Origin of the sequence: Zobellia alginiliquefaciens (assembly GCF_029323795.1) — a bacterium.
Classification (GTDB): Bacteria; Bacteroidota; Bacteroidia; order Flavobacteriales; family Flavobacteriaceae; genus Zobellia; species Zobellia alginiliquefaciens.
Window position 1 is genome coordinate 1,503,360 of record NZ_CP119758.1, and the last position, 13,163, is coordinate 1,516,522.

The 13,163-nt window shown below is 40.6% G+C and carries 8 protein-coding genes; 6 read left to right on the plus strand and 2 right to left on the minus strand.

Annotated elements, in window-relative coordinates; all coding sequences use genetic code 11:
* The first annotated feature begins 43 nt into the window (after window positions 1-43).
* The 6 genes from P0077_RS06400 to flxY are packed head-to-tail and all read left to right on the plus strand — an operon-like array spanning window position 44 to window position 10,336.
* Window positions 44-1,213 carry a DUF2062 domain-containing protein gene (locus P0077_RS06400; RefSeq protein ID WP_276168301.1) on the plus strand — a complete coding sequence of 390 codons (1,170 nt, stop codon included), beginning with the start codon at window positions 44-46 and terminating at the stop codon, window positions 1,211-1,213.
* Complete coding sequence (locus tag P0077_RS06405) at window positions 1,206-4,892, plus strand: MMPL family transporter (RefSeq protein WP_276168302.1); 3,687 nt, start codon at window positions 1,206-1,208, stop codon at window positions 4,890-4,892. Before P0077_RS06400 ends, P0077_RS06405 begins: the two co-directional genes overlap by 8 nt.
* A complete protein-coding gene (locus P0077_RS06410) occupies window positions 4,892-6,439 on the plus strand; it encodes a phytoene desaturase family protein (RefSeq protein WP_276168303.1) in 1,548 nt (515 codons plus the stop codon). Before P0077_RS06405 ends, P0077_RS06410 begins: the two co-directional genes overlap by 1 nt.
* Complete coding sequence (locus P0077_RS06415) at window positions 6,439-7,320, plus strand: cupin-like domain-containing protein (RefSeq protein WP_276168304.1); 882 nt, start codon at window positions 6,439-6,441, stop codon at window positions 7,318-7,320. Before P0077_RS06410 ends, P0077_RS06415 begins: the two co-directional genes overlap by 1 nt.
* Before the next feature lie 50 nt (window positions 7,321-7,370).
* The gene (locus P0077_RS06420; protein WP_276168305.1) at window positions 7,371-9,047 is read left to right on the plus strand and encodes a C45 family peptidase; all 1,677 of its coding nucleotides are present in this window, start codon (window positions 7,371-7,373) and stop codon (window positions 9,045-9,047) included.
* Window positions 9,047-10,336 carry a flexirubin biosynthesis putative acyl-CoA ligase FlxY gene (flxY, locus tag P0077_RS06425; RefSeq protein WP_276168306.1) on the plus strand — a complete coding sequence of 430 codons (1,290 nt, stop codon included), beginning with the start codon at window positions 9,047-9,049 and terminating at the stop codon, window positions 10,334-10,336. The genes P0077_RS06420 and flxY overlap by 1 nt, the downstream gene beginning before the upstream one ends.
* Before the next feature lie 318 nt (window positions 10,337-10,654).
* Here the strand turns inward: flxY and P0077_RS06430 are convergent, their stop codons facing one another.
* Together P0077_RS06430 and recQ are read right to left on the minus strand one after the other, a co-directional pair.
* Window positions 10,655-10,972 (minus strand): GIY-YIG nuclease family protein, encoded by a 318-nt coding sequence (locus tag P0077_RS06430; RefSeq protein ID WP_276168307.1) that lies wholly within the window; start codon window positions 10,970-10,972, stop codon window positions 10,655-10,657.
* A 62-nt stretch (window positions 10,973-11,034) separates the two neighbouring features.
* Window positions 11,035-13,155 (minus strand): DNA helicase RecQ, encoded by a 2,121-nt coding sequence (gene recQ, locus P0077_RS06435; RefSeq protein WP_349292976.1) that lies wholly within the window; start codon window positions 13,153-13,155, stop codon window positions 11,035-11,037.
* Between the last annotated feature and the right edge of the window lie 8 nt (window positions 13,156-13,163).

Here is a 13,163-nt window from a genome sequence, read left to right on the forward strand (position 1 = left end):
AAAATTGCTCGTGCCAACCCCTACTCCAACACTCCAACATACCATGGAGCAGCTCAACTGCTGTGTTCTGGTACCGACTTACAATAATGCGGGCACCTTAAAAAAAGTGCTTGACCGTATTTTGGAGTACACCCATACTATTATCATTATTAATGACGGGGCAACTGATAGCACCGCCAAGATATTAAAAGGATATTCAGATATTGAGCAAATCCATTTGCCGGAAAACAAAGGAAAAGGCAATGCACTTCAAGTTGGTTTTAAGTCCGCCATCGCACAAGGGTATGACTATGCGATAACTATAGATTCTGATGGCCAACATTTTCCTGAAGACCTTTCCGTATTCCTAGATGAACTCCAAAAAGAAGAAACATCTAATGTTCTTTATATTGGTTCAAGAAATATGAGACAGGCAGATGTACCGGGAAAAAGTAGTTTCGGCAACAAGTTTTCTAACTTTTGGTTCTGGTTTGAAACGGGCACTAAATTACAAGATACCCAATGCGGGTACCGATTATATCCCCTAAAAGAACTAGAGAATTTAAAATTTTACACCCCTAAATTTGAGTTTGAGATAGAGGTTATAGTTCGTTTGGCTTGGGAAGGCACCCTAGTAAAAAATGTACCTGTCCGTATTTTGTATGATGAAACCGAAAGGGTTTCCCATTTTAGGACCGTAACCGATTTTACTAGGATCAGTATTCTCAATACATGGTTGGTGATTGTTACTATTTTCTATATAAAACCGCGAAATTTCTTTCGGAAAATAAAAAAAAAAGGTTTTAAAAAGTTCCTTTTAGAAGATTTACTTCGGAGTGATGATACACCAAAAACTAAAGCCCTATCTATTGCATTGGGCGTCTTTTTGGGCATTGCGCCTTTTTGGGGCTTTCAGACCATCCTTGTTTTTGCTTTGGCCACGCTCTTTGGGTTGAACAAAGCAATTACTTTTGCATTTTCTAACATCAGTCTTCCGCCTTTAATCCCCTTTATTATCTATTTTAGTATTAAAATAGGCGTATTGATAACTGGGGAAGAGGTTTCCTTTTCTATGGAAAACATGACCGAAAACTTCGGAATGCTGCAAAATCTTAAAACATATCTCATTGGCAGTTTTGCTTTGGCAATCATGTCCGCGCTATTTTTTGGAATCGTCGGTTATTTGACGATTCTGTTCTTGGGAAAGAAAAAAATGGTGGTTGACAATGGGTAGATTCTTCTTTAAAGCATATCAATTTATCGCGGACAAAAGGCTGTTGTCCTTAGGCATATTACTATTGCTAATCTTAGGGCTAGCGTCAATTGTATCAAAAATTCAGTTTGAAGATGATATTACAGCCCTTATTCCCGCCAACGAAGAGGCACAACGTGTCCAAAAAGTCTTAAAGTCGATTACGTTTACCGATAAAATCATCATCAATATTCAAAAAGATGAAGAAGGTACGGTAGACGACCTTACCCAATACGCAAAGGACCTATTGGATAGCCTTGAGCTGCACCAATCGGAATTTATTAAAGGCGTGCAAGGAAGGGTCAATTCCGATGACGTTCCAAAGACCTTGGATTTGGTCTACGACAATCTCCCATTGTTTTTAGAAGCGAACGACTACCCAAAAATCACCCAAAAGATAAACCCGGATAGTATTGCAAAAGTAACTGCAGAAAATTACCGTGCGCTCATATCCCCGTCCGGTATAGTGGCCAAAAAAACAATTGTTAAAGACCCTTTACGGCTCTCTTTCATTGCGCTCAAGCGATTACAGGAATTGGGTGTGGGCGATGATTTTAAATTGAAAAATGGGTTTTTACTGGACAAAGCGGAAAAGAACATCCTCCTCTTTCTTACACCAACTTACGGATCCAATGAAACGGATAAAAACCTTCCTTTTTCCAATGCACTTTACGATTTACAGGATAAACTGAATACCGAATACTCCACCAAAGTACACAGCGAGTATTACGGAGCCGCTCTGGTGGCCGTAGCCAATGCCAAGCAGATTAGAGGTGACATTCAGTTTACCGTAAGTATTGCCATGACGTTACTCATCATTATTTTGATGCTCTTTTACCGGAAGTTGGCATTGCCTTTTATTCTTTTCCTTCCCACCGTAGTTGGCGCACTTTTATCCATTGCGTTTCTCTGTATTCTACGCGATAAAATTTCGGCTATATCATTGGGAATCGGTTCAGTGCTATTGGGCGTAACCTTAGATTATGCCTTGCATATTCTAACACACATACGAAATGGAAACGGTGCCGAAAGTCTATATAAAGAGGTAGCCCCGTCTATCTTAATGAGCAGTCTTACTACGGCTTCCGCGTTTTTATGCCTTCTTTTTTTAGAGTCGCAAGCTCTGCAAGACCTCGGTATTTTTGCTGCGGTAAGCGTTTTGGGGGCGTCAGTTTTTGCCTTATTGTTCATTCCACAGGTGTACTCGGCCAATAAAGTGGTGAGTTCAAGACGTACGATTCTAGACCGAGTTGCTTCCTTTGATTTTCATAAATCAAAATGGGCGATCATTATACTCATCTCATTTTCTATCGTTAGTATTTTCACCTATAACCGCGTGGTTTTCAATAAGGATATTGCTAAATTAAACTATGAGACCGAAGTATTACAGAAGGCCCGAGAACGATTGGAAATACTAACGGATATTAGTTCAAAATCGATTTACCTTTCTACCTACGGCAACGATACGGAGACTGTTCTGGCTCAAAATGATTCGCTTTACAACGAGTTAAAAACACTTGAACAAAATAATAAAATACTAAGTTTTAGTTCTGTTGGCGGACTCATACGAGCGAAAAAAACTCAAGAAGAGAAAATTCAAGCGTGGAAAAAGTTCTGGAATTCTTCCAAAATAAAGACCACCAAAGATAACCTTATTGAAAGCAGTAACGAATTCGGTTTTAAACCTACTACCTTCTCTGCATTTTACAATTTATTAAATGCTGATTTTAGTCCAATGGAAGTGACTGATTTTGAACCTATAAAATCATTTTCTCTTGACGATTACATTGTAAAAGATGACAACGGAACTACTATTACTTCTTTGGTAAAAGTAGATGACGACCATATTGAAGCTTTACGAGAACGGTTCGAAACCTCTCCCAATACCTTGCTTATTGACCGGCAACAGGTGAACGAAACATTCTTGGGCAACTTAAAAAACGATTTTAACGGTCTCATCGGTTATTCATTAATTGTAGTTCTGCTCATTCTTCTGCTGTTCTACCGCAGCCTTTCACTAACGGTGGTAACGAGTATTCCTATTTACCTCACCTGGTTTTTGACCGTAGGTATCATGGGCCTTTTTCATATTGAATTCAATATTTTCAACATCATTATCTGCAGCTTCATTTTCGGATTGGGTGTTGATTATAGCATTTTTATTACCAACGGATTGCTTACCGAATACCGTACAGGTGAAAAGGTACTCCATACCCATAAGACCTCTATATTACTTTCTGTAATCACTACTATTGCCGGTGTTGGGGTCCTTATATTTGCAAAACACCCCGTACTTTACACGATTTCTACGGTGTCGCTAATAGGTATTCTATCTGCTGCATTCGTGGCTTTTACGGTGCAACCACTTCTGTTTCGGTTATTTATTGGTAGCGCGGACAAACGCCCAATTCATGTGCGGTATTTTATACATTCCGTACTGTCATTCGGTTATTTTGGTTCAGGAGGGTTTTTGTATTCTATCTACGGATGGATTAAACTAAAATTGTCGCCTCAAAGCTTAAAAAAGGAAAATAAAATGTACCATAAAGCGGTTTCCAAATTAATGGGTTCCGTACTGTACACCAACCCATTTGTATCCAAAGAAATACGAAATCCGCATAACGAGACATTTGAAAAGCCCGTAATGATCATTGCCAACCACACCAGCTTTTTGGACATTCTAGCTATTGGTATGCTTCATCCAAAGATTATTTTTATGGTAAACGACTGGGTGTACAATTCCCCTGTTTTTGGTAGTGCGGCAAAATTGGCCGGAGCGTATCCCGTTTCAGGAGGCATAGAAAATGGGGAGGTTTTTTTAAAGGAGAAAGTAGCGCAAGGGTTCAGTATTATTGCATTCCCAGAAGGCACGCGTTCCTCCAGCAATAAAATAAAACGTTTTCACAAAGGGGCTTTCTACTTGGCGCAACAGTTTGAATTGGATATCCTACCCGTACTTATTCATGGAAATTCCGAAGTACTTCCAAAGGGAAGTTTTATTATTCGTGATGGGAGTATCACCATTGAACTTTTACCTAGAATCAAATCGAACGATACCCAATACGGCAAAAATTACAGTGAACGCGCCAAACAGCTAGGAGCCTACTTCAGAAGTAAATTCAGAGGGCTTAGAGATGAAATAGAAGGTGAAAATTACTGGGACAAAGCCCTTTTTGAAAATTACAGATACAAAGGGGACGCTATTTTCAAGGCCGTAGAGTCCGATATAACCACCCATAAAAGCACCTATTATCAACTTCTGAAAAAAATTGGTCAAAAGAGTAAAATTGTACACCTTTCCGATGATTTTGGCCAGCTAGATTTGCTTCTTGCCTTAGATTCCATAGATAGAAAAATAACTGTTCACCTTTCAAACCACGAAGCTGCAATTTTACTGGAACATAATTTTCTCACTACAAATTATAGCAAAATAGAAATTGCCAAAAGCTTGGAACGGGCCTTGACCACTGAGGCCGATGTATTGATAATCGATAGTCGACTTGAAACATCACAACTGACCGAATTTATTGAAAACAACTTTGAAACCCTCATTTTATTAAAGGAAGCGCTGCAAGGGGATTTAGCTCCACTAGAAGTATTGGGTTTCATTACTAGCGAACAAAATGATAACTTTAGGCTACTTAAAAAGACACGCAGTTAATGAAAGAACATTATGATGTTGTTATAGTAGGTAGTGGCATGGGCGGTCTCGTTTCAGCTATTATTATGGCGCGCGAGGGCAAAAGTGTGTGCGTATTGGAAAAAAACAACCAATACGGCGGCAACTTACAGACCTTTGTTCGCGACCGTGCTATTTTTGATACCGGTGTTCATTATTTAGGCGGATTGGAAAAAGGGCAGAACCTCTATCGCTACTTTGAATATCTTGATATTTTAGATGGACTCTCCCTTACCCGATTGGATGAAGACGGTTTTGACCGGATTACTTTTGATGGGGACGAAAAAGAATACCCGCATGCCCAAGGGTACGAAAATTTTGAAAAGCAACTGGTAGAACAATTTCCTGAAGAAAAACATGCCATTCATGAGTATTGCAAAAAACTGCAAGAAACCTGTGCTAAATTTCCGCTTTACAATCTAAAACTGGGCAAACCGTATCATGACGATACCGAACTTTTTACCTTGCCGGCGAAAGAGTATATTGACTCGGTTACTGAAAATGAAAAACTACGTGCCGTACTTGCCGGTTCTAACCTCCTGTATGCCGGTGAAGCCGATAAGACACCGTTTTATGTACATGCACTCTCCATTAACTCCTACATTCAAAGCTCCTACAGATGTGCCGATGGGGGCAGCCAGATAACTAAACTCCTCATCAAAAGGTTAAAAGAAAGTGGCGGCGAGACCTATAAACATAGTGAAGTAACCAAATTCAATGTTGAAGACAGACAGATTGTTTCGGTGGAGACAACAAAAGGTGATATTGTAAAAGGAGACCTCTTCATTTCTAATATAGAACCTAAGGTTACCATTAAAATGGTGGGTCAAGAGCATTTTAGAAAATCGTACGCCAACCGCATTCAGAGTATTGACAGTACTATTTCGGCTTTTAGCATTCACATCGTTCTTAAGCCAGAAACATTCAAATACCTGAATTATAATTACTATCACTTCAAAAATTACGAGTCCGTTTGGAACTCGCATAATTACTCTCAAGAATCATGGCCTGAAGCGTACATGGTCTCTATGGGAACACGTAAAAACCAAGGAGAATGGGCGGATCAGCTGACTGCCATCACCTACATGCGCTATGAAGAATTAGAACCTTGGTCCGGAACTTTCAATACAGTGGCTCAAAAAAATAGTCGCGGGCAAACGTATGAAGAGTTCAAAGAAGCCAAGATAGAGGCATTTTTAAATGTACTGGAAGAAAAGTTTCCGAATATCCGTGAAAGCATTCAATCGGTTCACACTTCAACCCCATTATCCTATAGGGATTATATTGGCTGCAACGAGGGTTCTATGTACGGTTATGCCAAAGACGTAAACACCCCCTTAAAGACATTTATCTCCCCTAAAACCAAAATAAAAAACCTTTATTTCACTGGCCAAAGCATTAATATGCACGGCATTTTAGGTGTAACGATCAGTAGCGTCGTTACCTGTTCGGAAATTTTGGGCAGTGAATATCTGTTAGATAAAATTACCAAAGGAAGTACAAAGACCAACCAAAAAATTGATGCATAATGGGACAGTTTAAAACAACACCGGTAGAACGGGTAGAAAACATCTCAAAAGCGGACTTTATAAAAAATTACTACAAACCTCAAAAGCCGGTCTTGATTACAGGACTGACCAAAGATTGGCCTGCTTATGAGAAATGGAAACTTGATTATGTCCAGGAACGCGCCGGTGACCAAATTGTACCTCTATACAACAATGAACCTGCTAAGGACAAGCAAAGCGTTTATGCTCCTGTAAAGGAAATGAAGCTGAGTGAATACATCCAAATTTTAAAAACTGAACCAACGGACCTTCGGATTTTCTTTTATAATATCTTGAAGGAAATGCCCGAACTGCTTAAAGATTTTCATTACCCTGATATTGGACTAAAATTCTTTAAAAAACTACCGGCACTCTTCTTTGGCGGAGGGAAATCTAAAGTCTTTATGCACTATGACATTGATTTGCCAGACAGTATGCATTTTCATTTTGACGGGGATAAAGTGGTAAACCTATTTTCCCCCGAACAGACCCAATATTTATATAAAGTACCTTTCTCCATACATAACATTGAGGATATAGACATGGATAACCCGGATTTTGAGAAGTATCCCGCTCTAAAATATGCTCAATGTATACGTGCCGAGATGAAACATGGGGACGCCCTTTACATGCCCAGCGGCTATTGGCATAGCATTAGATATCTAAACGGCGGGTTTTCCATGACGCTACGGGCCCTACCCAGACATCCGGGTCGTTTTGCCAATATGCTCTACAATGTTATGATTATGAGGCACATTGATAATATTACCCGAAAATACCGCGGGCAAAAGTGGTTGGATTATAAGGACCGATTGGCCATTAAACGCACGGAAAAGAACCTAAAAATGAAAAAAGATAGTTAAGGCAACGTACTTTTACACAACGCTTGTTTTTTGAATAGCCGATAGATATCATGCCGCAAATACACTTTCCAAAAATATACGTACTTCTAGGCTTTACTTTTCTTCTTGTGTCTTGTGGTGTCAAAAAATCTTTGAATGACCTGCCTAACATCAGTCAGTATAAAACCGATGTGGTGCAACGACATCAACTTACGGATTCCACTTTTGTAATCGGCAATAACTTTTTGACCAAAAACCAACAAGGGCTTTACGAGCTTTACGTTTCCGGAAATGCCTATGAACTGGGTCTCAAAACTGGAAGCTTAACACGAGAATTGTTCCAAGAACAAGAACAGGTCTTTATTGAAAAAATAGACGATTTAGTCCCTTCGGAAAGGAAACAGAATATGCTTCGTAAATTCTTAGCATGGTTCAACCGAAAAATGTACAAGCATGTAGACGAGCAATACAAGGCGGAGATTTATGGCATTTCGCAATATGCCTCAAAAGACTACGACCGTATTGCAGAGCCCTACCCGAGAGTGATGTATTTTCATGGGGCACATGATATTGGCCATGCCCTGCAAGATTTAGCATTGGTAGGCTGTTCATCTTTCGCCGCTTGGGGAAACCATACTGCGGACGGAAAACTATTAATCGGCAGAAATTTTGATTTTTATGCCGGGGATGACTTTGCTAAAAACAAGATAATTGCTTTCGTTGCTCCTGATGAAGGCCACAAGTTTATGTCCGTTACCTGGGGAGGTATGATAGGTGTGGTCTCAGGTATGAACGAGCAAGGTTTAACGGTAACTATTAATGCTGGAAAATCTAAATTCCCTTTGGTAGCCAAAACTCCAATTTCACTCGTAACCCGTGAAATATTGCAATACGCCTCAACTATAGACGAAGCCATTGCCATTGCAAAAAAACGTGAGGTTTTTGTTTCTGAATCGATTTTCGTTGGAAGTGCAAAAGACAAAAAAGCAGCGCTTATTGAGGTTTCCCCGCATAACTTTGGAGTATATGAAGTGGAAAACGGTAATCAATTGGTTTGTTCCAACCACTTTCAAAGTGCCGCTTACGCTAAGGATAAAAAGAACAAAAAGCATATTTTTGAGAGCCATTCGCAATACCGCTATGAACGCATGGAAGAACTTTTAGAAGAAGCACCTAAGGTGACTCCAGCAAGTGCGGTCCGTATTTTGCGAAACAAAAAGGGGCTAGATGACAAACGCATTGGTTACGGTAACGAGAAAGCACTGAACCAACTGTTGGCCCACCACGGTATCGTTTTTCAGCCCGAAGACCTGAAAGTTTGGGTATCTAGCAACCCCTATCAACTTGGTGAATTTGTGACCTATGACCTGAACGAAGTTTTCGGAACAGTCAAAAATAATCCCGAGGCAAAACCTATTTCTTCCCCTGCAGAAAATATTGAAGCAGACCCATTTTTACATACTTTGGCCTACAAGCATTATGAACGTTACCGAGATTTAAAAGAGCAAATTACTGCGGCATTGGCATCCGAAGAAAAAATAGAATCGTCAATAGTATCGGAATTTGTTGCCGTAAATCCCGATTTTTGGGAGGTTCATTTTTTGGTAGGGAAGTATTATTACCAAAACGACGACTATCAGGAAGCATTAGATGCTTTTGAGATGGCCATGACCAAAGAAATAACAACGGTACCAGACCAAGAAAATCTGGAGAAATACATTAAAAAAACCAAAAGGAAGCTCAAATAATGATTCCAGAAATAGAAAAAGCATCCGTAAAAGAAATAAAGGCCTTTCAAGAAGAAAAGCTTCGTGGGCTGTTAGGTTATGTTGCGGATAACTCACCTTACTACAGACGTGTTTTTAAGAGGTACAAAATACAAGCTTCCGATATCAACACCCTCGAAGATCTGACCAAAATACCGGTTACTACAAAAGAACAGTTGCAACGCCATAATGATGATTTTCTTTGTGTTCCTAAATCGCAGATTATCGATTTTGTAACCACCTCCGGAACGTTGGGCGAACCAGTAACCCTTGGTCAGACGGATAAAGATTTAGACCGATTGGCCCATAACGAGGCTATTTCTTTGGCTTGCTCCGGTGTTGGGGAAAATGATATTTTACAAATGACCACTACCATGGACCGTCGTTTTATGGCAGGTCTCGCCTATTTTCTTGGGGTTAGAAAGTTAGGGGCAGGAATCATTCGTGTGGGTGCCGGTATTCCCGAACTGCAATGGGATACCATCCTTAAATTTCAGCCAACCTATCTTATTGTGGTGCCGTCTTTTCTTTTGAAACTGATTCAATATGCCGAAAATCACGGAATAGATATTAATACCTCAGGTGTGAAAGGAGCTATTTGTATTGGTGAATCCTTACGGAACCAAGATTTTTCATTGAATGTTCTTGCCGAAAAAATTAAATCCAAGTGGAACATTGAACTCTTTTCCACCTACGCTTCCACCGAAATGAGTACCGCTTTTGCCGAATGTTCGGAGCAAAAGGGAGGACACCATCACCCCGAACTGATTATTGCCGAAATTTTAGATGAGGATAATCAGCCAGTTGAAGCGGGTACGGAAGGAGAACTTACCATTACCACCTTAGGTGTTGAGGCCATGCCCCTACTGCGTTTTAAGACCGGCGATATTGTGGTGGCCCACACTTCGCCATGTGCCTGCGGCAGGAATACCATGCGTCTAGGTCCCGTTGTAGGCCGAAAAAAGCAGATGATAAAATACAAGGGCACTACCCTCTATCCACCTGCAATGGACAATCTCCTGAATGATTTTGAAGAAGTAGACGGGTATGTTTTCGAGATTTATCATAATGAAATTGGGACGGATGAGATTTTAATAAAAATTGCATCCTCATCGGCAAATCATAAACTCATGCAGGCTATTAAGGACCATTTTCGTTCTAAACTGAGGGTTTCCCCAAATATTGAACTTTGTCCCAATGAAGAGATTCAGAAACTGCGAATGTCCAAACTGGGGAGGAAACCTATTAGTGTGATTGATAAAAGGGCGTAACACCTGGCTTCGACTGCGCTCAGCCAAGTGTTACTCGCATACAAATAGACAATCCTATTCCTTCTCTTCTACAGGAGTTACCCATTTTTACTTATGCTGCTCGCATTACTGGTATCTGTTTGATAATATCTATCGTCTACAAGTTATATAGACTGCAACGGTTCTACAACTGCTGTAAAAGCACATAACACGCACTACTCAAACGAACTCGCTATAGAATAGCTACGCTTAACTGAGTTAAGCAATCTCAGGTCAGAATGTTTTTTTCTAATGCTATTCGTAAGGATACACCGAGCATAGCCGATGGAGGGCTTAGGATCACGAATCCGGCTTATACTTCGCATGGGTGTAATTCCTGCATTCGGCAAGTATTTGAAGTCGCTCGAATTTACCGTTCATCAATGCTATCTTTTTAGCCCTTGACCAGCCTTTCAATTGCCTTTCGAACTTAAGAGCTTCATGTGCTTTTGGAAATTGTAAATGGTACAGCAACTTCACCGGACGTCTGCTGCTGGTGTATGCATTCTCATAAAATCCCGTTTGATGCTCTGCTAGTCTTCTGTCAACATCATTTGTAAAACCTACATAGAAACTCTTGTCGGCACATTCTAAGATGTAAACATAGTAAGGACCCATAAAATTTACTCTTTACGCGTGAGCGTAAAATGCGCGGCTGAGCGCAGCCGAAGCCACGCATTTTACTTCCCAATCAAATACAGCCCCATTTGAATTTTCCAATAGGGAACTTTCGCTTCAAAGTGTTCAAAAAATACTTTTAGCCCTTCGGCATCTTCAAGTTCGGATTGTGCTTTTTTGATTTTCGCTATTTCATCCTTAGAAATAAACTGACTTAAATCTACATCGGCACCTTCGGCATGGGCCTTTTGCAAGTGGTTGTAAATACTGCTTTCTTGTATACCACGCTGCATGGCTATATCCTCCACTGAAAAACCATCTTTCAGCATTTGAAATGAAAGTTGATGACTTGGGTTCTTCTTTGTTTTCTTTACTTTTTTATGGCTCCTGATTTCTTTAATAAATGCTTCCGCATATTTCTCTAGCTTCGCCTGGCCTACCCCTGAAACTTCCATGAATTCCGTTTCGTTTTTGGGTAGTTTTGCCTCCATATCCTTTAAACTGGCATCACTGAAAACTACATAAGCAGGTACATTTTGCTCGGCAGCGATTTGTTGTCTTAAAACCCGCAGTTTTTCAAAGAGTCCGGATGATGCCGCTTTGGCCTTACTTGTTTTCTTGACTTTTGTTTTTTCCTTTTTCTCTAAAATTGCCAATTGAATATGCTGGCCTTCAAAAAGTACTTGTTTGGCCAAAGGTGTGAGCGCAAGACGGCCACCTTCCCTAAAATTAATGGACAACACCCCCTGATTTAACAGTTGAATAATATACTGCTGCAGGTCTTGCCATGATACGTCCTTTACGGCCCCATAGGTTTTTACATGCTGATATCCTTTTTCGTAGACCTGTGCATTTTGGGCACCACGCAAAACATCCACCAACATACCCATGGCCTCTTTTTCCTTTAAACGCGCTACACCGGAACATATTTTTTGGGTGAGAACGGTAGCATCAAAATATTTTGGAGGTCGGTTACAGATATCGCAATTGCCACAATTCTCGGTCATGTGCTCCCCAAAATAATTGAGTAAAGCAATCCGGCGGCAACTAAGTGCTTCGGCAAATTGCTGCATACGCTCTAGTTTGGCATACTCCACATCGGCATTTTCACTGGTAGAAATAAATCGTCGTAACTGCGCTACATCGGCAAAACTGTAAAAAAGTAATGCTTTTGCAGGAAGACTATCCCGACCGCCACGTCCTATTTCTTGATAATACCCTTCTATATTCTTCGGCAGATTGTAATGGATAACCCAGCGCACATTACTCTTATCTATTCCCATCCCGAAAGCGATAGTCGCCACGATAATGGGTACGCGATCTGTAATAAAATCTTCCTGAACCTTGCTGCGCTCTTCGGAAGGAAGGCCGGCATGATATGATTTTGCATTAAAACCGGAAGCCAACAGCTTGTCCGCAATGGTCTGTGTACTTTTTCGGCTCAGGCAATAGATGATTCCACTTTCGTTAGGACGCTCCGCTAGAAAATCCAAAATCTGACCGATGCGATCTTGCGCAGGCCGTACTTCCAAAGAAATATTAGGACGATTGAAAGAAGCCAAGTGCCGCAACGCATGCGGAATTTGCAATTGATCTAAAATATCATCTTGCGTAGTTGTATCTGCCGTCGCCGTCAAAGCTACGATTGGAACCTCTGGAAATTGCCTTTTTAACGTCCCTAATTGGGTATAGGCAGGTCTAAAATCATGACCCCAAGAAGAAATACAATGTGCTTCGTCTATGGCAAACAGACTGATTTCTATTTTGGTAATGATATGTTGCAGCAGCGAAAGACTTTCGGGTGCTACGTATAAAAGTTTCAGCTTTCCATCAAACAGATCTGTCTCTACCTTCTGTCTTTTTTCGGCCTCTAAAGAACTATTGAAATAAGCGGCTGAAATTCCGTTGGCCGTTAGCGCATCTACTTGGTCCTTCATTAACGCGATCAAAGGGGAAATTACGATTGCCGTACCGCTCATTGCCAAGGCCGGAAGCTGAAAACAGAGCGATTTACCACCGCCCGTTGGCATAATCGCCAATACATCTTTTTGGGCTAATACGTCGTTAATGACGTTCCATTGGTTGGGCCGAAACGAATCATAACCAAAGTTTTTCTTTAAAAGGGGAAGTAGTTCTTGTTCTGTTGTAAGCGTCATGCAATGCGTATTGAGATTCTTGCTCAAAAGAGCCG